The following is a 23,764-nucleotide window of genomic DNA, read 5'->3' on the forward strand; positions in this document are numbered from 1 at the left end:
GTCTGGGAATCAGGAGTGTTGGATGGGTCATGCAAGTAGTCAGGCGGCGGGTGCCGAGCATTCGGCAGCGAAGCCGCTGAGCATGCTGGTGGCGGCGGTCGGAGTGGTTTATGGCGACATCGGCACAAGTCCCTTGTACACCCTCAAAGAAGTGTTTTCCGGCGGCTACGGCGTGGCGGTCAACCATGACGGCGTGCTGGGCATCCTGTCGTTGATCTTCTGGTCGCTGATCTGGGTCGTGTCGATCAAGTACATGATGTTCGTCCTGCGGGCCGACAACCAGGGCGAGGGCGGGATCATGGCGCTCACTGCCCTGGCACGGCGGGCCGCAGCGGGGCGGGCGCGGTTGCGGACCTTTCTGGTGATCTGCGGCCTGATCGGCGCAGCGCTGTTCTACGGCGACAGCATGATCACCCCGGCGATCTCCGTGCTCTCGGCGATCGAAGGCCTTGGCCTGGCGTTCGAGGGCATCGACCACTGGGTGGTGCCGCTGTCGTTGGTGGTGCTGGTGGGGCTTTTCATTATCCAGCGTCACGGTACGGCGCGGATCGGCATCCTGTTCGGCCCGATCATGGTGACCTGGTTCCTGGTGCTCGGCGCCCTGGGGGTCTATGGCATCAGCCAGCACCCGGAAGTGCTGCAGGCGGTTAACCCGGCCTGGGCCGTGCGTTTCTTTCTTGTGCATCCCGGCATGGGCGTGGCAATCCTCGGTGCCGTGGTGCTGGCGCTGACCGGCGCCGAAGCGCTGTACGCCGACATGGGCCATTTCGGTCGCAAACCGATCGCACGCGCCTGGTTCATCCTGGTGCTGCCGGCGCTGGTGCTCAACTACTTCGGTCAGGGTGCATTGCTGCTGGGCGACCCGGAAGCGGCGCGCAACCCGTTCTACCTGTTGGCGCCAAGCTGGGCGTTGATCCCGTTGGTGGGCCTGTCGACCCTGGCCACGGTGATCGCTTCGCAAGCCGTGATTTCCGGGGCGTTTTCCCTGACGCGCCAGGCGATCCAGCTCGGCTACATCCCGCGCATGTACATCCAGCACACCTCCAGCGCCGAACAAGGCCAGATCTACATCGGCGCGGTGAACTGGTCGCTGATGGTGGGCGTGGTCCTGCTGGTGCTGGGCTTCGAATCCTCCGGTGCCCTGGCGTCGGCCTATGGCGTGGCGGTGACCGGCACTATGTTGATGACCACGATCCTGGTCTCGGCCGTGATGCTGTTGTTGTGGAAGTGGCCACCGCTGTTGGCGGTGCCGGTGTTGCTCGGTTTTCTCCTGGTGGACGGCCTGTATTTTGCCGCCAACGTGCCGAAGATCATCCAGGGCGGCGCCTTCCCGGTTGTTGCCGGTATTGCCCTGTTCGTGCTGATGACCACCTGGAAGCGCGGCAAGCAGTTGCTGGTGGAGCGTCTGGACGAAGGCGCGCTGCCGTTGCCGATCTTCATCAGCAGCATCCGCGTGCAGCCACCGCACCGTGTGCAGGGCACCGCCGTGTTCCTGACCGCGCGGTCCGACGCGGTGCCCCATGCGCTGTTGCACAACCTGCTGCATAACCAGGTGCTGCACGAGCAGGTGGTGTTGCTGACGGTGGTCTACGAAGACATTCCCCGGGTTCCGCCGCAACGGCGCTTCGAGGTCGATGCCTATGGCGAAGGGTTCTTCCGGGTGATCCTGCACTTTGGCTTCACCGACGAGCCGGATGTGCCGCTGGCGCTCAAGCTCTGCCATCTGGATGACCTGGACTTCAGCCCGATGCGCACCACCTACTTCCTCAGCCGCGAGACGGTCATCGCCTCCAAGCTCGAGGGCATGGCCCGCTGGCGCGAGTTGCTGTTCGCCTTCTTGCTGAAGAATGCCAACGGCAACCTGCGCTTCTTCAACCTGCCGGTGAACCGGGTGATCGAGCTGGGGACGCAGGTCGAGATGTAGCTCCGATCCACAATAAGCCCCCGTTGTCTTGCGGCAGCGGGGGCTTTTTTGTGGACGCTGTGACGAACTGTTTTATCAGGACAAAGATGTACTTTTGTGGTGAGGAGGTTTATCTGTGGCGAGGGGATTTATCCCCGTTGGGTTGCGAAGCAACCCTCAATGTCGGCGAAAAACAAGCGAGTGCTTTGCACTCGGACGGGGATAAATCCCCTCGCCACAAAAGCATGCGCTATATATAAAAAGCCCTTGCGGTCCTAGGACGGCAAGGGCTTTTTTGTCGGGCTCGATCAGCTCACTGCTCGGACGTTGTCGCGTTCTGGCGCTTGTTGATCTCGTCGATCAGCCGCTTGGCCAGGGCCGGGTAGTTCTCGTCGAAGTGATGGCCACCAGGCAGCTTGATGGCTTCGCCCACGGCGGTCTTGTCGGTGCAGCCACTTTCGTCGGCTTCTTCGCCACCGTAGATGCACACCACTTTCTCGGCCGGCAGCTTGGCCATTTCCGGGCCGGTGGCGGCTTCGGTGCCGGCGTTGCCAAGCCAGCCCTCGACCTCGATCTCGAAACTGCCGGTGCGGGCGAAGGCCAGCAGGATAATCGCGTCGACCCGCTGCTGCTCGGTTGCTGGCAGACGATTGTAGATCGCCGGCAGCACGTCGGCGCCAAAGGAATAGCCGGTGAGGATGAAGCGCTTGGTGCCCCAGATCTGGCGGTAGTGCTGCATCAACTCGGCGAGGTCCACCGCGCTCTGCTCGGGGCTCTTGTGCTGCCAGTAGTAACGCAGGGTATCGATGCCGACCACCGGGTAGCCGATCTTGGCCATTTCATCGGCCACGTCGCGGTCCAGGTCGCGCCAGCCGCCGTCGCCGGAAAGGAACAGGGTCACGGTGTCCCGTGCCTGGCTGGCGGGCACTTCGACCACCGGAATGGCCAGGCCACCCTTGCCCTTGTCGGCGCCGACCAGGATCTTGCGCAGTTCGTTGTTCAGCACTTGCGGCAGGCTGATGTCGTAGTCGCTGATGCTGGTTTCGGCATTCTTCTGGTCCCGTACGAAACCGGCGCTGGTGTCGTCGGGGTTGTCGTTCCAGGCCACCAGCCAGTGACCGTGGGCCGCGCTTTTCGGCAGCAGGTGGGTGCAGCCGGGTTTTTCCAGGGCCAGGTCCACCGACACGGCCTTGACGTTGTCGTCCTTCTGCTCGGCCAGCCAGCGCCAGGCGAGCACGGCACCCGGGCCGATGCCGCTGACCAGCGTGGCCGGGCCTTGGAGCTCGCGCAGGCCCGCTTGCAAGGCACGCCCTTGCTGCATGCAGTCCTTGGGCAGGATCACCTGGACAATCTGGGCCGAGCCACTGCGGCTGAGGGTCGTCAGTTGGCTGTCGCTGAGCTTCTGGTCTTCGTTGACCGCCACCAGCACCTGGGCACGGGGCTTGGTACCGGGGATGACCCGGGTCATGGCGGCGCCCTCGGCGGGCGTCAGTTGTTCCAGGGTGGGTTGTGGGGCAGGGCGGTTCCAGTACCAGTAACCGCCACCGAGAGTCACCGCCAGCACCAGCAGGGCGGCCACTACGTATCGCCAGGAGCGTTGCATCATCAGCGTTTCACCAGTCCAGTCAGGCCGCCTGCAATCAGGGCGGCGGTATCGGCCAGGGCCACCAGCGGATCGAGTCCGGCGGGCACGGCCATGTAGCGAGGTTCCCAGTCAGGCTGGAATTTGTCTTTGAAGCGGCGCAGCCCCTGGAAGTTGTAGAGCTGCTCGCCGCGGCGGAACACCATCGAGCCCAGGCGCTGGGTCAGCGGCGCGCCACGACGCGGTTGCAGGCCCGACAGTGGGACCATGCCCAGGCTGAAACGGGCGAAATCATGGTTCTTATAATGCTGGATCAGGCCGACCATCATGAATTCCATGGTCAGTTTCGGTGCCTCGGGGTGAGCGCGCATCAGGTCGAGGCTGGCCAGTTCATGGCTGTGGGTTTCCAGCAGGTTGGCGAACGCCACCGGGCGACCCTCGAAGCGAATCACCGCGATGCGGAAATGCTTGAGGTAGTCGTCGCTGAAGCGACCCAGGGAGAAGCCCTTCTCGCGCACGTTCTTGCCGGTCAGCCAGGCATCGGAAATGACCTTGAGCTCATCCATCGGCGCCTGGCCCGGCTCGTGGATTTCCAGCGACAGGCCGTCGCGGCTGCCACGGTTCCAGGTGTAGCGCAGATCCTTCATCTCCTTGCCCTTGGCCTCGAGATCGAAGCGCTTGAGGTCGACCCGCGCTTCTTCACCGAGCTTGATCGCTGTCAGGCCGATGTCCATGTAGTAGGGCAGGTTTTCGGCGCGCACTTGGTAGAACACCGGGCGGGCGTGGTGGATGTCGCACAGGTCGCGAAACTGCCAGATCATCTCGGCCCGTTGCTGGGTGGGGCCGATCGGGTCATACAGCGCCACCAGGCTGCGGCCGCGGCGCGCGTACATCAGGAACGCCGCGTCGTTGGGATGGAACAGCAGCGCCTTGTCGCCGGTCAGTGCCAGGCCGCCGTCGGGCTGTGACGAGGCCATGAGGATCGTCCTGGCGCGCTCCAGTTCTTCCGGGGTCGGCAAGTGGATCACCGGCCGTGCGGTGCGCAGCAGCCAGGTCAGGGACACCACCACCAGCAGCACCGCGGCCCCCAGCAGGGAGCGCAAACCGCGCGGGGCGTCGGCGTCGAGGGTGAACTGCCACCACAGTTGGTGGCTGTAGGGCACGTCCTGGTAGGCAAACAGCAGCAGCCAGATCGAGGCGCCGAGCACGCAGAGGCTGGCGATCAGGAACAGTGGCGAGAAGGGCAGCTCAGTCAGGCGACTGGGGCGATAGAACGAGCGCCGGAACACTGCCAGCAGGGCGGCGGTCAGGGTCAGCAACGTGGCTTCTTCCCAGTCGAAGCCCTTGAGCAGCGAAAGCAGGGCACCCATCAGGAGCAACACGGTGGTCAGCATCCAGGCGGCGGACAGGCGCCGGCGCAGGCCTTGGGCGAGCAGCAGGCACAACACGCCCACCAGGCTGGCGCCAAAGTGCGAGGCATCCACCAGGCGATGGGGGATCAGGAAGCCGATGTGCTCCAGCCGGGTGTCGATCTCCGGGGTCACGCCGGAAAACAGCAGTACCACGCCCGACAGGAACACCAGCACCGCCAGGATCGGCGCGGCGAAGCCCGAGGCGGCGCGTAACGTCTGGCGCGTCTGGAACAGCCGTTGTGCCTCGTTGACCAGCAGCAGGACGCACGCCACCAGCATCGGCAGCAACACGTAGATCAGGCGATAGAGCAGCAGGGCGGCGGCCAGCGGCGCGGCCCCCAGCTTGTCGGCGAACGCGGCCAGCAGGATGGCCTCGAACACGCCGACGCCACCCGGTACATGGCTGAGCACGCCGGCCGCCAGGGCCAGCAGGTACACCAGCAGGAACGCGCCGAACGGTGGCGCCTCGGGCAGCAACAGATACAGCACGGTGGCGGCCGCCGCGACATCCAGTGCGGTGATGACCAGTTGCAGGAAGGTCAGGCGGCGGCCCGGCAGGCGCAGGGTGCGGCGCCCGGCCTTGACCAGCAGGCTGTCGCGATGGGGCTGGTCTGGCAGGCGCCGACGATAGATGCCGATGGCCAGCACGCTGGTGAGCAGCAACACCGCCACGGAAATCGCGCCGAGCAGGGTGGCAGGCAGGCGCAGCGCGGCCGAGGCGGAGGGCAGGTCGCTGAGGGTGGCCAAGGCTGCCAGAGGCGGCAGTGCGCAACCCAGGGACAGGCTGGCGAACAGCGTCATGTGGGCGACGTCCGCTGCGCCCAGGCCATGGCGTGCGTACAGGCGGTAGCGAACCGAACCGCCCGACAACAACGACAGGCCAATCGCATTGCCGATGGCGAATGCGCTGAACCCGCCCAGGATCAGCGTCTGTGGAGGCAGCGTCACTCCCGCGTAGCGGCTCGCCGACCATTCGTAGCCCAGCAAAATGACGAAGCCGACCGCCGTGGCGGCGAAGGCTCCGAGCAGGGCCGGGCGAGGCACGTCCAGGATCGAGTCGTGCAACGCGTACAGATCGAGCTCGCTAAGCAAGTGGCGGCAGGCAATCAATGCAATCGCAAACAACAGCAGCGTGATGGCGAGACCGATAGGCTGACGGTACTGGCTGATCCGATCCAGCCAGCGCAATCGCTCGGCCTTGATCGGTTGTGTCGCGGTAACAGAGTCTTGCGGGTCAGACGAGTGGGCGCGCATCAATCACCTCTTGAGCTATGCGCGACAGGATGGGGGTATCCAGCCAAGTTACCAATCCCTGCGGCAGAAAATAATTACAAAAAATTTGTAATGTAGCCTTTTATAGCAGACACAAAAAAGGCCGCTCTTTCGAGCAGCCTTTCTTGATATTTGGTTGCGGGAGCCGGATTTGAACCGACGACCTTCGGGTTATGAGCCCGACGAGCTACCAGACTGCTCCATCCCGCGTCTGTGTGGCGGCATTCTACAGGCGAACGCCTGAGTGTCAACCGTTAAACGAGGTTAGGGTCAAACAAGTGGCCAGTTCCCATGCGATGCAGGTAAATGCGCGAAATCAAAAAGGAAATTTTCCTGCAGCCTGGGTTTCCAGGTGAGCCCCAGTCCCTTGTGGGCGCGGGCTTGCTCGCGAAGGTAGCGTGTCAGTCAGCGATGATGTCAACTGACGGTCCGCTTTCGCGAGCAAGCCCGCTCCCACAGGGAAGAGTACCCGCCTGCAAAACTAACAGGCACAAAAAAGGCCATTCTTTCGAATGACCTTTTTTGATGTTTGGTTGCGGGAGCCGGATTTGAACCGACGACCTTCGGGTTATGAGCCCGACGAGCTACCAGGCTGCTCCATCCCGCGTCTGTGAGGCGGCATTCTACAGGGGAACGCGTAGGTGTCAACCCCGACGTTCAAAAAATCTCTTCAGCTTCAAGCGCTTAGCCAGGCTGCGCGGACGCCGACCGCGCTGTGACGCAGGCCTGGCAAGGGCTCGCGCTCTATCGAGGCGTTTGTTGCGATTAAAAAAACACATTTATGTAGGGCTTTTCGAGTTCCGGCGAACGATCTTTCCGTACTACTGGTGCTATATACAGGTATGGGTGCGATACTGGTGGCCCGACTCGTCCCACGCTCCGCTTCGCTATGACGCAACGTAAGATCATCCACGTCGACTGTGACTGTTTCTATGCCGCCATCGAAATGCGCGACGACCCGCGGCTGGCCGGAAAACCCCTGGCGGTGGGCGGCTCGGCGGATCGGCGTGGGGTGATTGCCACCTGCAACTACGAAGCGCGAGCCTATGGCGTGCGCTCGGCGATGTCGTCCGGGCATGCCTTGAAGCTCTGCCCGGACCTCACCATCGTCAAGCCGCGCATGGATGCCTATCGCGAAGCGTCGAAGGAGATCCATACGATCTTCAGCGACTACACCGACCTGATCGAACCACTGTCGCTGGATGAGGCCTATCTGGACGTTTCCGCCAGCGCCCATTTCGGCGGCAGTGCCACCCGCATCGCCCAGGACATCCGGCGGCGTGTTTCCAATCAGTTGCACATCACGGTCTCTGCCGGTGTGGCACCGAACAAGTTCCTGGCCAAGATCGCCAGCGACTGGAAAAAGCCCAACGGGCTGTTCGTGATCACCCCCGACCAGGTCGAGGACTTCGTGTCGGCCCTGCCGGTGAGCAAGCTCCACGGAGTCGGCAAGGTCACCGCCGACAAGTTGAACAGGCTTGGCATCATGGATTGCCTGCACTTGCGTCAGTGGGACAAGCTGGCGCTGGTGCGCGAATTTGGCAGTTTCGGCGAGCGACTCTGGAGCCTGGCCCGTGGGATCGACGAGCGCCTGGTGCACAATGACAGCCGGCGGCAGTCCATCAGTGTGGAAAACACCTACGATGTCGACCTGCCTGACCTGGCGAGCTGCCTGGACAAGCTGCCCGAGCTGATGCAAACCCTCAGCGGCCGAATGGCCCGGATCGACAGCAGTTACCGCCCGGGCAAGCCGTTCGTCAAAGTCAAATTCCACGACTTCACCCAGACCACCCTCGAACAGGCCGGGGCAGGGCGGGATCTGGGCAGCTATCAACTGCTGCTGACCCAGGCCTTCAACCGTGGCGGCAAGCCGGTGCGGTTATTGGGGATAGGGGTGCGGCTGGAAGATTTGCGTGGAGGGTTCGAGCAGTTGGAGTTGTTTGAGCGGTGAGGTTGCCGAACAGAGCGCAGAGGCGCTTTTGTGGTGAAGGAGCTTGGTCCCGCTGGGCCGCGTAGCGGCCCTCAACCCGATCACCGGGATGTTTCAGATAAGTTGGGTCATCTGTTTTAGGGCTGCTGCGCAGCCCAGCGGGAGCGAGCTCCCTCGCCAAAGAGAGGTCAATGGGCTCCGGGATCCGCCACCAGCCGGCCGCCATCCTTGGTCAGTGCCTTCATGAACTCGGTCTGCAGTTCCGGATCGTTGCGCGTCAGTTCGATCAGGCTCTGTTCCAGTTCGCTGGCTTCTTCTTCAAGCCCCAATTCCGACAGGCGCTTGACCCGATGCACCCACTGGCTCACCTCGTCGTCTTCCAGATCGTCGTAGATCAGGACATGAGCTTCCACCAGCTTGCTGCGCAACGTGCTGCTGATGCTCAGGGATGAGTCGGTATGGACCTCGTCCTGGGCGTCGGTCACGCTGATCTGCAACTTGCCGAACTGGCTCAGGTCCTGCTCGGCGAACGGGCTTTCCAGCAGGTTCAGGCGCAGCACGCCATTGCGGTCGGTGCTCAGCTCGAAGGTCTGCCGGGCGGCCTTGACCTCTACCGGACGTTCGCTCCAGGGCAGGCTCGAGTGCTCCGTGCGCTTGTCGCGCTGGACTTCGTCGATGCCCGCCAGGTTCTGCTGGGCGCGGCCGTGGGAGGGGACGTTCATGAACGGGTTGAGACCGGCGACACCGTAGCTGAGCCAGTCACGGGTCACGGTGTCCGGCAGGTTGCCCAGGGCGAACACGTTGACCACGTTCGCGCCGATACCAGCCACCACGGCCACCGCGCCCAGCGGGATCTCGTAGACCTCCCGCCAGGGTTGGTAAGGCGTATAGCGGTCGTAATGGCGCGTGACCTCGAACTCGGTGACTTCGAAGGTCTTCTGCTCATTGATGCGCACCCGACGCTGCGGCAGGTCGAGCACCTTGGGTTCGCCCACGTCGATCTGCAAGCTGTGGTCGAGCAATTTGCGCTCGACCCGCTCTTCGTGCTCGCTGCGTTGTGACATCTGGTTGGCACAGCCGCTGACCAGCAGGGCGCCGCACAGGGCGGCGCCACCGAGGCCTAAGGTGTTTCGCTTGAACATGACGTCTCTATCTGGTCTCAGCGGCGGATACGGGCCTGGAGGAAAGACAGCACGTCGGCGACCGGCAGCGCTTGCGGCTCGGCCTCGGTGCGGCTCTTGTATTCCAGGTTGCCTTCGGCCAGGCCGCGGTCGCTGACGACGATCCGGTGCGGGATGCCGATCAGTTCCATGTCCGCGAACTTGATGCCGGGGCTGGTTTTTTTGTCGCGATCATCCAGCAGCACTTCGAAGCCGGCAGCCGTCAGTTCGGCGTAGAGCTTGTCGGTGGCTTCGCGAACCAGGTCGGTCTCGTAGCGCAGCGGCACCAGGGCAATCTGGAAAGGCGCCAGTGTGTCGCTCCAGATGATCCCTTTGTCGTCGTTGTTCTGCTCGATGGCGGCGGCGACCACGCGGGACACGCCGATGCCGTAGCAACCCATTTCCAGGGTGACCGGCTTGCCGTTCTCGCCCAGCACTTCGCACTTCATCGCCTTGCTGTACTTGTTGCCCAGCTGGAAGATGTGCCCGACTTCGATGCCGCGCTTGATTTCCAGCGTGCCCTTGCCGTCCGGGCTCGGGTCGCCGGCCACGACGTTGCGCAGGTCGGCCACGGTGGGCACCGGCAGGTCGCGTTCCCAGTTCACGCCGAAATAGTGCTTGTCGTCCTGGTTGGCGCCGATGGCGAAGTCGCTCATCAGTTCAACCGAGCGGTCGATGATGATCGGCAGCGGCAGGTTCAGCGGGCCAAGGGAACCGGCACCGGCGCCGATGGCGTCGCGCAGTTCGGCCTCGGTGGCCATGACCAGCGGGCTGGCGACGCCTGGCTGGTTGGCTGCCTTGATTTCGTTCAGCTCGTGGTCGCCACGGACAATCAGGGCAATCAGCTTGCCGGCTTCTTCTGCCCGCACGATCAGGGTCTTGATGGTGCGTTCGATCGGCAGGTTGTAGCCTTCCACCAGTTGGGCGATGGTCTTGGCGTTCGGCGTGTCCACCAGGCGCAAGTCTTCGCTCGGCGCGGCGCGGGAGGTTTCCCGTGGCACGGCTTCGGCTTTCTCGATGTTGGCGGCGTAGTCGGAGCCATTGCTGAAGACGATGTCGTCTTCACCAGACTCGGCCAGCACGTGGAACTCGTGGGAGCCGGCGCCGCCGATCGAGCCGTTGTCGGCTTCCACTGGGCGGAATTTCAGGCCCAGGCGGGTGAACACGTTGCAGTAGGCCTGGTGCATGCGGTCGTAGGTGACTTGCAATGAAGCCAGGTCGGCGTGGAACGAATAGGCGTCCTTCATGATGAACTCGCGGCCGCGCATCAGGCCGAAGCGTGGGCGGATCTCATCGCGGAACTTGGTCTGGATCTGATACAGGTTGATGGGCAGCTGCTTGTAGCTGCTCAACTCGTTGCGCATCAGGTCGGTGATCACTTCTTCGTGGGTCGGGCCTGCACAGAAGTCGCGACCGTGACGGTCCTTGATGCGCAGCAGCTCAGGGCCATACTCTTCCCAGCGCCCCGATTCCTGCCACAGCTCGGCCGGTTGGGTGCTCGGCATCAACACTTCCAGAGAGCCGGCGGCGTCCATTTCTTCGCGGACGATGGCTTCGACCTTGCGCATGACCCGCAGGCCCATCGGCAGCCAGGTGTACAGGCCCGAGGCGAGTTTGCGGATCATGCCGGCACGCAGCATCAACTGATGGCTGATCACGACGGCGTCGGAAGGCGTTTCTTTCTGTGTGGCGAGCAAAAATTGACTGGTGCGCATGGTTGGCCGTTGTCGGTTGCTGAGACGAGAAGTGACGGAGCATTGTACGGGCGAGATGCCCTGGCGTACAGGCGCGTGGGCGGTCGCCGGGTGCAAACGCCGGTTTCAACGGCGTCTGCTGACGTTTCCTACGACTCTTGCGCCGGGCGGGTCGGCGTCGGCTCCGCGGCTGGCGCCGCCTGCTGGCGCCGGTTCTCCTGAAACCAGTGCAGGGCGATCAGCACCAGGGTTGGCACGCCGAGCAGGGCGGTGATCAGGAAGAAGGTGTGGTAGCCGAACTTCTCCACCATCACCCCCGAATAACCACCGATCAGGCGCGGCAGCAACAGCATGATCGAGCTGAGCAGGGCGTACTGGGTAGCGGAGAATTTCAGGTTGGTCAGGCTCGACAGGTAGGCGACGAAGGCCGAAGTCGCCAGGCCGGAACTGAAATTGTCCAGGGAGATGGTGACGATCAGCATCTTCAGGTTGGCGCCCATGTCGGTGAGCATCAGGAACAGGATGTTGGTGGCGGCCGACGCCACGCCGCCGATGAACAGGATCGGCAGGATGCCGAAACGGACGATCAGCAGGCCGCCCATGCCGGCGCCGACCAGGGTCATGATCAGGCCGAAGATCTTGCTGACGCTGGCGATCTGGTCCTTGGTGAAGCCTTGGTCGATGTAGAAGACGTTGGCCATGACCCCCATCACCGTGTCGGACATCCGATAGGTCGCGATCAAGCCCAGCAGCAGCAAGGCCTGCCAGCGGTAGCGCAGGATGAAGTCGTTGACCGGCGTGAGCACGGGCGCCAGCCCGCGTCGGCCCATGGCCGACAGGCACAGGGAGGTCAGGATGATATAGAGGATGGCCCGCAGGAAGGCGCGGTCTTCGAGCAGCAGGTCGAGCAGGCTGACGCCCTCGAACAGCACGCTGGCAAAATCGGTGTTGTAGAGCTGGGTGAACATCGCCGGCACCGACACCAGCAAGATGATCAGCACGAACACCGACGCCAGTTGATGGGCAAAGGTGTAGCGCCCGGCTTGCAACTGGGTGCGCAACGGCACCGGCGGTTCGCGCATGAACAGCGAGGTGAGCAGCGCCGGCACCATCAGCACGCCGAACAGCAGGTAGGTGCCGGCCCAGGCCGAGTGCTTGTAGCTGAAGCCGGTGGAACCGAAGCCTTCGGCGAAGAACAGCGCGCCAGCGGTGGCCAGCAGCGCGGCGACGCGGTAGCCGGACATGTAGCTGGCGGCGAGGGCCGCCTGGCGGGTGTCGTCGGCGATCTCCAGGCGGTAAGCGTCGACGGCGATGTCCTGGGTGGCCGAGGCAAAGGCGACCAGCACCGCGATCGCGATCAGCCAGGACAGGTGTTTTTGTGGGTCGCAGAAGCCCATGCCCACCAGGCCCAGGATCACCAGTGCCTGGGAGAGCACCAGCCAGGAGCGGCGGCGCCCGAGCTTGCCCAGGAGCGGCAGGCGCCATTGGTCGAGCAGCGGCGACCAGACCCATTTGAAGGCGTACGCCAGGCCGATCAGGCTCGCGTAACCGATGGTTTCGCGAGCCACGCCGGCCTCGCGCAACCAGACCGAAAGCGTGGAAAACACCAGCATGTACGGCAAGCCGGCAGCGAAGCCAAGCAGCAACAGCACGAGCGTCGAGGGACTGGCATAGGCGGCGAGGGCGGCGCGCCAGGTTTTACGGGGCATGGGCTGGAGTCTGCCTCAAAAATTGCGAAAACAAAGCGCGCACTCTAACCGCTGTGCTCTACCGGGCGCCAGCCATGGCGCTGAATATCAACACGATTGTTCAGGACACTGATCCCTTCCGTGCGCAGGCGCGCGCGTTGTTCGTCCCCTGACGCGCTGCCCACCGGCAGGCTGATCCGACCGCCGGCGCCCAGGACCCGGTGCCAGGGCAGCTTGGTGTCGTCCGGCAGTTGGCTGAGAGTGCGCCCCACCCAGCGCGCAGCCCGGCCCAGGCCCGCCATTTCAGCCAGTTGACCGTAGGTGACCACCTTGCCGGCGGGCACTTGGGCCAGGGTCAGGTACAGGGTGGTGCGGCGAATCTGGGCGGCATTCTCGGGCGCCGCTGGGGTATCGGTCACGGGTTGGATTCCTGATGAGGTAGTGCCCGTCTGTAGATTAATTCCTACAGGGACGATTGAGAAATGAACTCATTCGAAATACTCGGGTCAGTCGTTCCTAAGGTGTCGTCCTGGGGGATAATGCCGCCTTTTTATCGCAAACTTGAGCTCTTTATACGCTTATGTTGTCCAGAACCCTGCTATGCCTAGCTGTTACCAGCGCCTCCATGCCCTTGCTCGCCGACACTGTCTGGTTGAAGAACGGCGACAAGCTCAGCGGCAAGATCACCGTTTTCGATGGCGGCAAATTGCTGATCCAGACCGATTACGCCGGGGCGGTTCCCATTGATTGGAAACAGGTCAAGACCCTGGAGAGCGACCAGCAACTGCTGGTCAAACAGGATGCCTACACCGGCGAGAAGGCCAAGGCGCTGCACGCGGCCGAGGATGGCAAGGTGACGCTGGCCAATGGCGAGGCGCCCAAGACCGTCGAGCTGGCCAGTATCCAGCAGATCCTCAAGCCCAAGCCGGTGGTCGAAGACCTCGTCTGGAAAGGCAATATCGATGCCGCGCTGGATTACAAGCGCGCGGAAAACGATACCGACGATTACGACATCGACTTCAAGACCTCGGCGCGCCATGGCCGATGGCGGCATAACGCCGAAGGCGAATACAACCGCGAGTTCCAGGATGACGTGGTGTCGACCGACAACTGGCGCCTGGAATACTCCCTGGACCGGTTCCTGACGGATAAGTGGTTCTGGCAGGGGCGACTCAACTACAAGCGTGACAAGGTCGAGGACCTGGCCCGTCAACGCGTGGTGGGTACCGGTCCGGGCTACCAGTTCTGGGACGACGAGCTGGGGGCGTTCTCGCTGGGTTCGCTGCTCAACCGCACGGACTACGAGTACCGGGACGGTGGCAAGGACAACTTCTATTCCGTGGCCATGAAGTGGGACTACAACCGCTACCTGATTGGCAAGCGTGTCGAGTTCTTCACCAATGGCGAGGTGGGCAAGCCGCTGTCCGGCGTGGCCGAGTACGCCTACGACGCCGAGATGGGCCTGCGCTACAAGGTCACCGATTGGGCGTCGCTCAACCTCAAGGCCGAGAAGGATGTCATCGACGGGACCGAGGACAGCGACCTGAGCAAGACCCGCTATACAGCGGGGTTTGGCGTGACCTGGTAACGCCGGCCTGAAGCCATCCTCTCCTGTGGGGGCGGGCTTGCTCGCGAAAGCGTTCGATCAGTACCTTTTATGGTGGCTGGTACAACGCTTTCGCGAGCAAGCTCGCTCCCACAGGTTTTTTATGCGCTTGAACAAAACACTCGGGCACAAAAAAGCCCCGCTTTTGAGGGCGGGGCCTTTTACTAAAGCAAGGACAAGTTAGATAACTTGTACTTCTTCAGCTTGCATGCCTTTCTGACCGCGGGTAGCGATGAAAGAAACCTGTTGGCCTTCTTTCAGGCTTTTGAAGCCGTCGGATTGGATAGCTTTGAAGTGAACGAACAGGTCGTCACCGGATTGTGGAGTGATGAAGCCGAAGCCTTTTTCATCGTTGAACCACTTAACGGTACCGGTTTGGCGATTAGACATGGTGTAACTCCTTGAACAAAGATAACTGCGACTCAGGAAGAACCCTGGCCGAGACTGAGTGCAAAGAGCAGGAAAAATTCTTGTAGATGGTTGGATCGAAATTCAACATATCGTGTAGAGATTCTCAGTGACACAAGCAGCACAGTGACGCCACCTTAACCCTTTTTCCGGAACGTGCCAATGGTCTTTGCGAAGGTTTCTCGGTTTTGGTGACTGACGGCCAAGGCGCGGGGCGCCAGCCCTTGGAAATCCCGGCGGATCGGCGAGATTTGCGTCCCGCGCTTTGAACCCGGCCCCATGCCCCGGTAAGATGCCGGACGTCTTTTTTCCACCTCGCTATTCAGGAACCCGCCATGAGCATCAAATCGGACAAGTGGATTCGCCGCATGGCGCAAGAGCACGGCATGATCGAGCCCTTCGTCGAGCGCCAGATGCGTGGCGAAGGCCCCGACCGGCTGATTTCCTTCGGCGTCTCCAGCTATGGCTACGACGTGCGCTGCGCCGACGAATTCAAGGTGTTCACCAACATCAATTCGGCCACCGTCGATCCGAAGAACTTCGATGAGAAAAGCTTCGTCGACATCAAGAGCGACGTTTGCATCATCCCGCCGAACTCCTTCGCCCTGGCCCGTACCGTCGAGTACTTCCGCATTCCGCGCAATGTCCTGACCATCTGCCTGGGCAAGAGCACCTATGCTCGCTGCGGCATCATCGTCAACGTCACGCCGCTGGAACCCGAGTGGGAAGGCCACGTCACCCTGGAATTCTCCAACACCACGACCCTGCCGGCGAAAATCTATGCCAACGAGGGTGTGGCGCAGATGTTGTTCCTCGAATCCGATGAGGAGTGCGAAGTGTCCTACAAGGACCGTGGCGGCAAGTACCAGGGCCAGCGCGGCGTGACACTGCCGCGGACCTGATTCTGACGAACAGTGGGAATTCCTGGGCGGGCAGACACTCTATTGGGTGTACTGCCCGTTTTTGCGTCAGCGAAACGGGCCTTCGCTCAGGAGTTGCTCTATGAAGATCGATCCGCGAATCAGTGCCGAACTGGCAAGGCTTGAGCCCAATCAGATTGGCGTCATGGCCTGGTCATTGCTAGCCCATCCCGTTGAAGCGGCGGGTGGTATCCCCGGCCAGCCTGATCCCGATACTCCCAACGAACAGCCCACCGAGCCCGGCGAGCCCACCCTGCCGGATGAGCCGCCTCCAGCGCCCGTTGCCTGATCCGTATGGCCCGTCAATTGACGGGCCATACTTCGTTATCGCCAATGACGAAAATCCTGCAATCGTTGTCCTGCTCGACCCGATAGCCCCCCGTGAACGCGCCGAAGGCCGGTAGCAGGCTGATGTCGCTGCCCAGCCGGAAGCAGGCCAGGCGCAAGCGTTGCCGGCCCTTGCCCCTCAAGTGATAGACCGGATGCACATGCCCGGCCAGGACGTGTCGGCTGGGATGGGGATCGGGTTCGTGCTGTACGGCGAAAGGGCCCAGCAGCAAAGGCTCCGGCACCACGCGGATGTTCAGCGCGGCGGGCGGGTCGCCGGCCCGCTTGTCATGGTTGCCGCGAATCAGCGTCATCGCCAGGTGCGGATGCTTGCCGCGCCAGTCGGCCAGGGCGTTGAGGGTGCCTGGCGCGTGGGAGCCCGGGCCGTGGAGAAAATCCCCGAGGAAGATCAACTGCCGGCAGGGCAGGCGCGCCAGCAGGTCATCCAGAACCTCGATGTTGCTGGCGGTGGTTCCATGGGGCACCGGCTGGCCGAGGCTGCGGTAGGCGGCGGCCTTGCCGAAATGCACGTCGGCCACCATCAGGGTTTCCTGGGCGGGCCAGTAGACGGCTTTTTCCGGCAGCAGCCAGAGTGCTTCACCGGCCAGGTTGACGGGGTAGGGCGCGGGCATCAGGCGTCACCGCGATCGGCGGTTTTTTCGAGTTCGCTCACCATCCGGCGGATGCGATCGGCGAGTTTTTCCGAGCTCATGCTTTCCCTGAAACGCTCCACCAACAGCGGGAATCCCAGCGGGGTAGGGCGCTTGATGACATGCAGGTCCAGCGTCAAGGCGTTGAGGCGTTCCAAGGTCTGCTCCAGTCGACGGATATCCAATTCTTCACGCAAGACTTCTTCCGCGGCCTGGGCCAGCAGCAGGTTGTCGGCGTCGTATTGCTTGAACACTTGAAAGAACAGGCCGCTGGAGGCCTGGACTTGGCGCGTGCTCTTGGGCGCGCCGGGGTAACCGGCGAATACCAGCCCGGCGATGCGGGCAATTTCACGAAAGCGGCGCAAGGCCAACTCGCCGGCGTTCAGGCTGGCGAGTACGTCGGCCAGCAGGTGATCAGTGCTCAACAGCCCAGGCGTCAGGCACACCGACCAGTCCACCGGCGTGGCACTGAGCAGTTCCAGGCCGTAATCGTTCACGGCAATGGAAAACGTCACCGGCTGTTGCCGGCTCACCCGCCAGGCCAGCAGGCTCGCCAGCCCCAGATGAACCTGGCGGCCGGCGAACGGGTACAGGAACAGGTGCCAGCCTTCCCGGGACTTGAGCGCCTCCGCCAGCAGCGAGCCCTGCGTGGGCAAGCCGGACCAGCGTTGTTGCGTCAATAGCAACGGCTTCACGGCTTGCATCTCCGGGCCTTCGAAACGGCCTTGGGCCGCTTCGCTCAGGCGGGCCACGACAGCAGCGGCCAGTTCACTGGAAAGCGGCATGCGCCCGCCGTTCCAGCGCGGCACGGCGGCTTTTTTTGCCTGGCTGCGGCGCACATAGGCGGTCATGTCTTCGACCCGGACCAGTTCCAGCAGGCGCCCGGCGAACAGAAAGCCGTCACCGGGCCGCAAGCGGGCGATGAAGCCTTCTTCCACGCTGCCCAGGGTCTTGCCGCCACCACCCTTGCTCCAGAATTTCAATTGCAGGCTGGCATCGCTGACGATGGTGCCGATGCTCATGCGATGGCGCCGGGCCAAGCGGGCGTCGGGGACCCGCCAGATGCCGTGCTCATCCGGTTCGACCCGACGGTAGTCGGGGTAGGCGGTCAACGACAGGCCGCCGTGGCGCACGAAGGCCAAGGCCCAGGCCCATTCGGCCGGGTTCAGGTCGCGATAGGCCCAGGCGCCGCGCACTTCCTCGAACAGCGCTTCGGGCACGAAACCGCCGCCCAGGGCTATGCTGACCAGGTGTTGCACCAGCACGTCCAGGGGTTTGTGGGGCGATTCGCGGGGCTCGATACGCCGTTGGGCCACGGCGTCCTGGGCGGCAGCGGCCTCGATCAACTCCAGGCTGTGGGTCGGCACCAGGGTGACCCGTGAGGTCCGTCCCGGCGCATGGCCGGAGCGTCCAGCCCGTTGCATCAGCCGGGCCACGCCCTTGGCCGAGCCGATCTGCAGCACCCGTTCCACCGGCAGGAAATCCACCCCCAGGTCGAGGCTGGAGGTGCAGACCACCGCCTTGAGCTGGCCTTCCTTCAGTGCGCGTTCCACCCAATCCCGGGTGTCGCGGGACAGCGAACTGTGGTGCAGGGCGATCAGCCCGGCCCAGTCGGGCCTGGTTTCAAGGATGGCCTGGTACCAGATTTCCGATTGGGCGCGGGTGTTGGTGAAGACCAGGCAACTGCTGCTGGCGTCGATCTCTGCCACCACTTGGGGCAGCATCTTCAGGCCGATATGCCCGGCCCAGGGAAAGCGTTCCAAGGTAGGCGGCAGCAGGGTGTCGACCCGCAGGGCCTTGCTGTCGGCGCCCTGCACGTTGATCCCATCGCCCCGGGGGATCAACACCTGCTCGGCGTGTTCCTGATTCCCCAGCGTGGCGGACACGCCCCAGACGATTAGGTCGGGATGCCAGTGGCGCAAACGGGCCAGCGCCAATTGCAACTGCACGCCACGCTTGTTGCCGATCAACTCGTGCCATTCATCCACCACCACCATGCGCAGCGTCGATGTGGCCGCCTGGGCATCGGCGCGGGCGAGCATCAGCGTCAGGCTCTCGGGCGTGGTGATCAGGGCCGTGGGCAGGCGCCGGCTTTGCCGGGCCCGCTCGCTGGCACCGGTGTCGCCGGTCCGCAGGCCGACGCTCCAGGGCAGTTGCAAATCCACCAACGGCGCTTCGAGGGCCTTGCCGGTGTCGGCGGCCAGGGCGCGCATCGGCGTGATCCACAGCACTGTCAGCGGTTCGGCCGGCGGTTTGCGCTTGCGCGGCTTGTCGGGCGGTGGCGCGGGGCGGGCGAAGCGGTTGAGGGCCGCGAACCAGACGGCGTAGGTCTTGCCGGCACCGGTGCTGGCGTGCAGCAACCCGGACTCCCCTCGCTTGACCGCGGTCCACACCTGTTTCTGAAAGGCGAACGGTTTCCAGCCCCGGGCACTGAACCACTGTCTTGCGAAGTCGTTGGATGTCGCCATGCCTGCCGCGCGCGCCCTGGAAGTCCTGTTTCAAAGACCACGGCGGCGGTGGAAAGGTTTAATGCTTCCTGCGTGGCGGAGAGCTCCGGCAATTTCCAGCCACAACAAAGGACCTGTGGCGAGGGGATTTATCCCCGTTGGATTGCGAAGCAATCCCAAACGCTTCGCGGCGGAGCGGTCCTGAAGCGAGTGCTTTGCACTCGAACGGGGACAAATCCCCTCGCCACAGGACTGTGTTCCAAACCAACAGAGTGAATTACTTCAGGTTGCCACTGAGAAACTGCTTGAGCCGTTCGCTCTTGGGGTTGCCCAGCACGTCTTCCGGCGCGCCTTCCTCTTCCACCAGGCCCTGGTGCAGGAACAGCACCTGGTTGGAGACTTTGCGGGCGAAGCTCATTTCGTGGGTCACCATGATCATGGTCCGGCCTTCCTCGGCCAGGCCCTGGATCACCTTCAGGACTTCACCCACCAGCTCCGGGTCCAGCGCCGAGGTGGGCTCGTCGAACAGCATCACCTCCGGCTCCATCGCCAGGGCGCGGGCGATGGCCACGCGCTGTTGCTGGCCGCCGGAGAGGAACGCCGGGTACTGCTCGGCGACTCGCGCGGGCAGGCCGACCTTGTCCAGGTAGCGACGGGCACGGGCCTCGGCTTCCTGCCGGTCGACCCCCAGCACCCGGCGTGGCGCCATGGTGATGTTTTCCAGCACGGTCATGTGGCTCCACAGGTTGAAGTGCTGGAACACCATGGCCAGGCGTGTGCGGATGCGCTGCAGTTCATCGGCATCGGCCACGTGCATGCCGTGGCGGTCCTTGATCATCTGGACTGCCTGGCCGTCCAGGCTCATGGCGCCGTCGTTGGGTTGCTCCAGGAAGTTGATGCAGCGCAGGAAGGTACTCTTGCCCGAGCCGCTGGCGCCTATCAGGCTGATGACGTCGCCGGTCTTGGCCTTGAGCGAAACGCCTTTGAGCACCTCGTGTTCGCCGTAGCTTTTGTGCAGGCCTTCGATGGTCAGTTTGTACATGGAACAGGCATCCTCAAGGCGAAAGTAGGTAGCCGCTGCGGTAGGCTTCGGCACCGGCGACATGGGCGATCACCATGCCGGCGGTGGCCATGCGGCGCAGCGAACGGGCGTACATGAGCCCGGCGTTACGGCAATGAACGGGGGTGACGGTGTCGTTGATCGGGTCGATGATTTCCGCGATCAACTGGCCCGCCTCCAGGTATTCGCCAGGCAGTGCGCTGTAGACCAGCAGGCCACCCACGGGCGTCGCCACCGGCTCGACACCGGCCAGCGGCGTGGCGGGATAGGGCAGCTCGGGCATGGGCATCGGTTCGCCGTCGATGGCGCCGAAGCGGATCAGGTATTCGATCAGCGCCTGGCAGTCGAGGCTCGCCAACCCATGGTTGACGTCGCCCTGGCCGCGCAATTCCACGGTGACCGAAAAGCTGCCCAGGGGGATCTCGAACCGCTCGCCGAAGCGTTCCTTGAGTTGCCACCAGAGCAGGGTGAAGCACTCGTCGAACGACTGGCCGCCCGAATCAGTGGCCAGCAGGCTGGCCTCGGCGCCGATGTAGCGGGCCAGCGGCTCGACCTGCGGCCAGGCTTGCGGGGTGGTGTACAGGTGGGCCACGGCTTCGAAGTCGCAGTGCAGGTCCAGCACCATGTCGGCGTCGCAGGCCAGCCGCTGCAGCGCCAGGCGCAGCGATTGCAACTGCGTGCCGGCGGTCTGCCGGGCGAGGGCATCGCGGAGGCTGGTGCGGATCAGCATCAGGTTGTGCTGCGGATCGTCGGTGAGCAGTTCTTCGATTTCGTTGCCGATCTCTTCGCTCAGGTCGACGAAGCGGCGGTTGAAGTTTTGCCCGCTCTCCGTTTCGTAGCGACCCAGCGGCACGTCCATCAGCACTTGTTCAAGGCCGACGGGGTTGGCGACCGGCACCAGCACGATCTCGTAGCGCAGGTGGCCCGACGCTTCGAGTTCCGCCAGGCGCTGCTTGAGGTGCCAGGCCACCAGCATGCCGGGCAGTTCATCGGCGTGCAGGGACGACTGGATGTAGATTTTGCCGGCGGCTTTTTCCGGGCCGAAGTGAAAGCTGTGGATCTTGCGTGCGGTCCCCGGTACGGGGGCCTGCAGGTCATGGATCTGGTGGCGCATGTGGGTGTATGTCCTGGAACAGGGCCCTAGTGGGTCGGCCCGAGAAAGGCCAGCCATCGGCGTTCGGCGAGGCGGAAGAGGCCTACCAGTGCGAAGGTGACCGTCAGGTAGATCAGTGCGGCGATCCCGAATGACTGGAACGTCAGGAACGTCGCCGAGTTGGCGTCCCGGGCCACTTTCAGCACGTCAGGAACGGTAGCGGTGAATGCCACGGTCGTCGAGTGCAGCATCAAAATCACTTCGTTGCTGTAGTACGGCAGCGAGCGCCGCAACGCCGACGGCATGATCACGTAGGTGTACAGCTTCCAGCCGGTCAGGCCGTAGGCCTTGGCCGCTTCCACTTCCCCGTGGTTCATGCTGCGAATCGCCCCGGCGAAGATCTCCGTGGTGTAGGCGCAGGTGTTCAGGGCGAAGGCAAGGATCGTGCAATTCATGGCGTCGCGAAAGAAGCTGTCGAGCACGGGCTGGGCGCGTACCGCCGCGATGCTGTAGATGCCGGTGTAGCAGATCAGCAACTGGATGTAGAGCGGCGTGCCCCGGAACAGGTACGTGTAGAACTGCACCGGCCAGCGTATGGACCGCTTGGGCGAAACCCGGGCGATGGACAGCGGGATCGACACCACGAAGCCGATCAGCAGCGAGGCGCTGAGCAACCACAGGGTCATCGCCAGGCCGGTGACGTTGACGCCGTCGCTGTAGAGGAACGGTCGCCAGTACTCCTGCAAGAGTTCGATCATCGCACGGCCTCCCGGGCTCCGGCGGCGTAGCGGCGTTCAAGCCGGCGCAGGATGAAGTTGGAGGCGCTGGTGATCAACAGGTAGATCAATGCCGCCAGTACCAGGAAATAGAACAGTTGGTAGGTGCTCTTGCCGGCATCCTGGGCCGCCTTGACCAGGTCGGCCAGGCCAATGATCGACACCAGGGCGGTGGCCTTGAGCATCACCATCCAGTTATTGCCGATACCCGGCAGGGCGAAGCGCATCATTTGTGGAAACACCACGAAGCGAAACCGCTGGCCTCGCTTGAGGCCGTACGCGGTGGCGGCTTCGACCTGGCCCCTGGGCACCGCGAGGATCGCGCCGCGAAAGGTCTCGGTGAAGTACGCGCCGTAAATGAAGCCCAGGGTAATCACCCCGGCGCCGAATGGGTTGATCTCGATGTATTCCCATTCCATGAAGTCGGTAAAGGAGGTCAGCCAGGTTTGCAGGCTGTAGAAAATCAGCAGCATCAACACCAGGTCCGGCACGCCGCGAATCAATGTGGTGTAGAGCTGGGCAGGAATTCGCAACAGTTTGACGCTGGACAGCTTGGCACTGGCGCCCAGCAACCCGAGCACGACGCTCAGCAGCAGGGACAGGGCCGCCAGCTTGATGGTCATCCAGGTGCCCTGCATCAGCAGCGGGCCAAAGCCCTGCAGGCTGAAGGCCGAGAGCCCCAGATTTTGTAGGAGTTGTTCGAACATGGAAAATTGCCTTTGGCAGGAAAAAAGCGCCCACCCGGAACCGGATGGGCGCAGCGCATTATTTGCCGCTGTACAGATTCAGATCGCCAAAGTGTTTTTTCTGGATTTCAGCGTATTTGCCGTCGTCGTGTAACGCTTTGATACCTTTATCCAAAAGCGCCTTCAGCTCGCTGTTACCTTTCTTGATACCGATGGCGGTCTTGGCCGGCAGCAGTTCGCTGTCCACCGGCTTGCTGATTTCATAGTCGGCGCCTTTAGGCGATTTCAGAAAGCCCAGCTCCGCCTGCAGCATGTCCTGGATGGCCGCATCGAGACGGCCGGAGGTCAGGTCGGCATAGACCTGGTCCTGGTTCTGGTAGGCCTGGGTCTTGACGCCGGCCTTGTCCAGCACGGCTTTGGCATAGGCTTCCTGGATGGTGCCTTGTTCGTAGCCGACGGTCTTGCCTTTGAGCGAGGCCTTGTCCTCGGTCAGGCCCGAGCCTTTCTTGAAGACATAGGCCGTTGGGCCGGAGAACAGTTCGCTGGAGAAGTCGATGACTTTCTCACGGGCCGGGGTCACGGTCATCGAAGAGATGACGCCGTCGAATTTATTGGCCTTGAGGCCCGGGATCATGCCGTCGAAATCGCTTTCGACCCATTTGCATTTGACCTTCAGCTCTTCGCAGATGGCATTGCCCAGGTCGATGTCGAAACCGACCAGGCTGCCGTCGGCGGCCTTGGATTCAAAGGGGGCGTAGGAAGGGTCGACACCAAAACGCAATTCCTTGTATTCCTTGGCGGTGGCGACGCCAGCAGCCATGCACAACGCCAGTGCAGAAAGGGTCAGCAGTGTTTTTTTCATTATTCAATCCCTAAAACCAATATGAGCGCCCATGGCGCGTAAGTATTGTTACCGGTGAAGGCGAGAACGGTATGACGGCATAAAGGTAGCAATTTCCGAACCAGAGTGCCGAACAAGTGTTTTAAAAGCTTTGGCAGCGGGAAGCGGAACGCGTTGGTGCGCGGGAGAGATCGTACAACAAAAAGGTGCACCGGGATGGGGCGTCAGTGGCATTGCGGTGCCTTTGTGGCGAGGGGATTTATCCCCGTTGGGCTGCGAAGTGGCCCTTAAAACAGACAACGCTTTGTA

General features: G+C 62.9%; 19 protein-coding genes and 2 tRNA genes. 5 read left to right on the forward strand and 16 right to left on the reverse strand.

Going from position 1 to position 23,764, the window contains the following annotated elements; genetic code table 11:
- Nucleotides 1–22 precede the first annotated feature (22 nt).
- Complete coding sequence (locus V5F23_RS05720; protein ID WP_047736988.1) at nucleotides 23–1,924, forward strand: potassium transporter Kup; 1,902 nt, start codon at nucleotides 23–25, stop codon at nucleotides 1,922–1,924.
- 292 nt (nucleotides 1,925–2,216) lie between these two features.
- Here V5F23_RS05720 and V5F23_RS05725 read toward each other — a convergent pair whose 3' ends face one another.
- The 4 genes from V5F23_RS05725 to V5F23_RS05740 all read right to left on the reverse strand — a co-directional run bounded on the left by V5F23_RS05725 (nucleotide 2,217) and on the right by V5F23_RS05740 (nucleotide 6,776).
- A complete protein-coding gene (locus V5F23_RS05725) occupies nucleotides 2,217–3,509 on the reverse strand; it encodes an AcvB/VirJ family lysyl-phosphatidylglycerol hydrolase (protein WP_123579570.1) in 1,293 nt (430 codons plus the stop codon).
- The gene (gene mprF, locus V5F23_RS05730) at nucleotides 3,509–6,151 is read right to left on the reverse strand and encodes a bifunctional lysylphosphatidylglycerol flippase/synthetase MprF (RefSeq protein ID WP_042731516.1); all 2,643 of its coding nucleotides are present in this window, start codon (nucleotides 6,149–6,151) and stop codon (nucleotides 3,509–3,511) included. The genes V5F23_RS05725 and mprF overlap by 1 nt, the downstream gene beginning before the upstream one ends.
- A 151-nt stretch (nucleotides 6,152–6,302) precedes the next feature.
- Nucleotides 6,303–6,379 (reverse strand) — tRNA-Met (locus tag V5F23_RS05735).
- 320 nt (nucleotides 6,380–6,699) lie between these two features.
- Nucleotides 6,700–6,776: transfer RNA gene (locus tag V5F23_RS05740), tRNA-Met, on the reverse strand.
- 282 nt (nucleotides 6,777–7,058) lie between these two features.
- On the opposite strand from V5F23_RS05740, the gene dinB reads away from it, so the two are divergent.
- Entirely contained in the window at nucleotides 7,059–8,120 is a 1,062-nt protein-coding gene (gene dinB / locus V5F23_RS05745; protein ID WP_042731517.1) for a DNA polymerase IV, read from the forward strand.
- A gap of 167 nt (nucleotides 8,121–8,287) precedes the next feature.
- Here dinB and V5F23_RS05750 read toward each other — a convergent pair whose 3' ends face one another.
- The 4 genes from V5F23_RS05750 to V5F23_RS05765 all read right to left on the reverse strand — a co-directional run bounded on the left by V5F23_RS05750 (nucleotide 8,288) and on the right by V5F23_RS05765 (nucleotide 13,060).
- On the reverse strand, nucleotides 8,288–9,241 hold the full coding sequence (locus V5F23_RS05750; RefSeq protein ID WP_338497746.1) for a hypothetical protein: 954 nt from the start codon (nucleotides 9,239–9,241) through the stop codon (nucleotides 8,288–8,290).
- Nucleotides 9,242–9,258: 17 nt separating this feature from the next.
- Nucleotides 9,259–10,974 (reverse strand): proline--tRNA ligase, encoded by a 1,716-nt coding sequence (locus V5F23_RS05755; protein WP_042732363.1) that lies wholly within the window; start codon nucleotides 10,972–10,974, stop codon nucleotides 9,259–9,261.
- A gap of 128 nt (nucleotides 10,975–11,102) precedes the next feature.
- On the reverse strand, nucleotides 11,103–12,662 hold the full coding sequence (locus V5F23_RS05760; protein WP_042732364.1) for an AmpG family muropeptide MFS transporter: 1,560 nt from the start codon (nucleotides 12,660–12,662) through the stop codon (nucleotides 11,103–11,105).
- A 44-nt stretch (nucleotides 12,663–12,706) separates the two neighbouring features.
- A complete protein-coding gene (locus V5F23_RS05765; protein ID WP_042732365.1) occupies nucleotides 12,707–13,060 on the reverse strand; it encodes an MGMT family protein in 354 nt (117 codons plus the stop codon).
- Nucleotides 13,061–13,221: 161 nt separating this feature from the next.
- Between V5F23_RS05765 and V5F23_RS05770 the strand changes: the two genes are divergently transcribed.
- Nucleotides 13,222–14,229 (forward strand): DUF481 domain-containing protein, encoded by a 1,008-nt coding sequence (locus tag V5F23_RS05770; protein WP_042732366.1) that lies wholly within the window; start codon nucleotides 13,222–13,224, stop codon nucleotides 14,227–14,229.
- 198 nt (nucleotides 14,230–14,427) lie between these two features.
- On the opposite strand, the gene V5F23_RS05775 is transcribed toward V5F23_RS05770, so the two are convergent.
- Nucleotides 14,428–14,637, reverse strand: a complete 210-nt coding sequence (locus tag V5F23_RS05775) for a cold-shock protein (protein WP_002554837.1) — start codon at nucleotides 14,635–14,637, stop codon at nucleotides 14,428–14,430.
- 353 nt (nucleotides 14,638–14,990) lie between these two features.
- Here V5F23_RS05775 and dcd point away from each other — a divergent pair, with 353 nt between their 5' ends.
- Together dcd and V5F23_RS05785 are read left to right on the forward strand one after the other, a co-directional pair.
- Nucleotides 14,991–15,557, forward strand: coding sequence for a dCTP deaminase (gene dcd / locus V5F23_RS05780; RefSeq protein ID WP_016965530.1), 567 nt, complete (start codon nucleotides 14,991–14,993; stop codon nucleotides 15,555–15,557).
- A gap of 100 nt (nucleotides 15,558–15,657) precedes the next feature.
- The gene (locus tag V5F23_RS05785) at nucleotides 15,658–15,864 is read left to right on the forward strand and encodes a hypothetical protein (protein WP_003184748.1); all 207 of its coding nucleotides are present in this window, start codon (nucleotides 15,658–15,660) and stop codon (nucleotides 15,862–15,864) included.
- A gap of 13 nt (nucleotides 15,865–15,877) precedes the next feature.
- On the opposite strand, the gene pdeM is transcribed toward V5F23_RS05785, so the two are convergent.
- From pdeM to V5F23_RS05820, 7 genes are all read right to left on the reverse strand, one after another.
- Nucleotides 15,878–16,534, reverse strand: coding sequence for a ligase-associated DNA damage response endonuclease PdeM (gene pdeM / locus V5F23_RS05790; RefSeq protein ID WP_042731526.1), 657 nt, complete (start codon nucleotides 16,532–16,534; stop codon nucleotides 15,878–15,880).
- On the reverse strand, nucleotides 16,534–19,020 hold the full coding sequence (locus V5F23_RS05795) for a ligase-associated DNA damage response DEXH box helicase (protein ID WP_338497749.1): 2,487 nt from the start codon (nucleotides 19,018–19,020) through the stop codon (nucleotides 16,534–16,536). The genes pdeM and V5F23_RS05795 overlap by 1 nt, the downstream gene beginning before the upstream one ends.
- Before the next feature lie 256 nt (nucleotides 19,021–19,276).
- A complete protein-coding gene (locus V5F23_RS05800) occupies nucleotides 19,277–20,041 on the reverse strand; it encodes an ATP-binding cassette domain-containing protein (RefSeq protein WP_042731524.1) in 765 nt (254 codons plus the stop codon).
- A 13-nt stretch (nucleotides 20,042–20,054) separates the two neighbouring features.
- A complete protein-coding gene (locus V5F23_RS05805; RefSeq protein WP_042731523.1) occupies nucleotides 20,055–21,173 on the reverse strand; it encodes a succinylglutamate desuccinylase/aspartoacylase family protein in 1,119 nt (372 codons plus the stop codon).
- Between the two features lie 26 nt (nucleotides 21,174–21,199).
- On the reverse strand, nucleotides 21,200–21,910 hold the full coding sequence (locus V5F23_RS05810) for an ABC transporter permease (RefSeq protein WP_042731522.1): 711 nt from the start codon (nucleotides 21,908–21,910) through the stop codon (nucleotides 21,200–21,202).
- On the reverse strand, nucleotides 21,907–22,635 hold the full coding sequence (locus tag V5F23_RS05815; RefSeq protein WP_042731521.1) for an ABC transporter permease: 729 nt from the start codon (nucleotides 22,633–22,635) through the stop codon (nucleotides 21,907–21,909). The genes V5F23_RS05810 and V5F23_RS05815 overlap by 4 nt, the downstream gene beginning before the upstream one ends.
- Nucleotides 22,636–22,693: 58 nt before the next feature.
- The gene (locus V5F23_RS05820; RefSeq protein ID WP_042731520.1) at nucleotides 22,694–23,476 is read right to left on the reverse strand and encodes a transporter substrate-binding domain-containing protein; all 783 of its coding nucleotides are present in this window, start codon (nucleotides 23,474–23,476) and stop codon (nucleotides 22,694–22,696) included.
- Nucleotides 23,477–23,764 lie beyond the last annotated feature (288 nt).

It is taken from the genome of Pseudomonas sp. WP18, from assembly GCF_036689585.1.
GTDB classification, from domain to species: Bacteria; Pseudomonadota; Gammaproteobacteria; order Pseudomonadales; family Pseudomonadaceae; genus Aquipseudomonas; species Aquipseudomonas chlororaphis_E.

Coding starts and splice junctions, on each gene's coding strand:
- V5F23_RS05750 (WP_338497746.1), bottom strand. CDS start 9,241: ATGTTCAAGCGAAACACCTTAGGCCTCGGTGGCGCCGCCCTGTGCGGC.
- V5F23_RS05795 (WP_338497749.1), bottom strand. CDS start 19,020: ATGGCGACATCCAACGACTTCGCAAGACAGTGGTTCAGTGCCCGGGGC.
- V5F23_RS05720 (WP_047736988.1), top strand. CDS start 23: ATGGGTCATGCAAGTAGTCAGGCGGCGGGTGCCGAGCATTCGGCAGCG.
- V5F23_RS05815 (WP_042731521.1), bottom strand. CDS start 22,635: ATGTTCGAACAACTCCTACAAAATCTGGGGCTCTCGGCCTTCAGCCTG.
- pdeM (WP_042731526.1), bottom strand. CDS start 16,534: ATGCCCGCGCCCTACCCCGTCAACCTGGCCGGTGAAGCACTCTGGCTG.
- mprF (WP_042731516.1), bottom strand. CDS start 6,151: ATGCGCGCCCACTCGTCTGACCCGCAAGACTCTGTTACCGCGACACAA.
- V5F23_RS05805 (WP_042731523.1), bottom strand. CDS start 21,173: ATGCGCCACCAGATCCATGACCTGCAGGCCCCCGTACCGGGGACCGCA.
- V5F23_RS05775 (WP_002554837.1), bottom strand. CDS start 14,637: ATGTCTAATCGCCAAACCGGTACCGTTAAGTGGTTCAACGATGAAAAA.
- V5F23_RS05760 (WP_042732364.1), bottom strand. CDS start 12,662: ATGCCCCGTAAAACCTGGCGCGCCGCCCTCGCCGCCTATGCCAGTCCC.
- dcd (WP_016965530.1), top strand. CDS start 14,991: ATGAGCATCAAATCGGACAAGTGGATTCGCCGCATGGCGCAAGAGCAC.
- V5F23_RS05755 (WP_042732363.1), bottom strand. CDS start 10,974: ATGCGCACCAGTCAATTTTTGCTCGCCACACAGAAAGAAACGCCTTCC.
- dinB (WP_042731517.1), top strand. CDS start 7,059: ATGACGCAACGTAAGATCATCCACGTCGACTGTGACTGTTTCTATGCC.
- V5F23_RS05810 (WP_042731522.1), bottom strand. CDS start 21,910: ATGATCGAACTCTTGCAGGAGTACTGGCGACCGTTCCTCTACAGCGAC.
- V5F23_RS05820 (WP_042731520.1), bottom strand. CDS start 23,476: ATGAAAAAAACACTGCTGACCCTTTCTGCACTGGCGTTGTGCATGGCT.
- V5F23_RS05800 (WP_042731524.1), bottom strand. CDS start 20,041: ATGTACAAACTGACCATCGAAGGCCTGCACAAAAGCTACGGCGAACAC.
- V5F23_RS05785 (WP_003184748.1), top strand. CDS start 15,658: ATGAAGATCGATCCGCGAATCAGTGCCGAACTGGCAAGGCTTGAGCCC.
- V5F23_RS05725 (WP_123579570.1), bottom strand. CDS start 3,509: ATGATGCAACGCTCCTGGCGATACGTAGTGGCCGCCCTGCTGGTGCTG.
- V5F23_RS05770 (WP_042732366.1), top strand. CDS start 13,222: ATGTTGTCCAGAACCCTGCTATGCCTAGCTGTTACCAGCGCCTCCATG.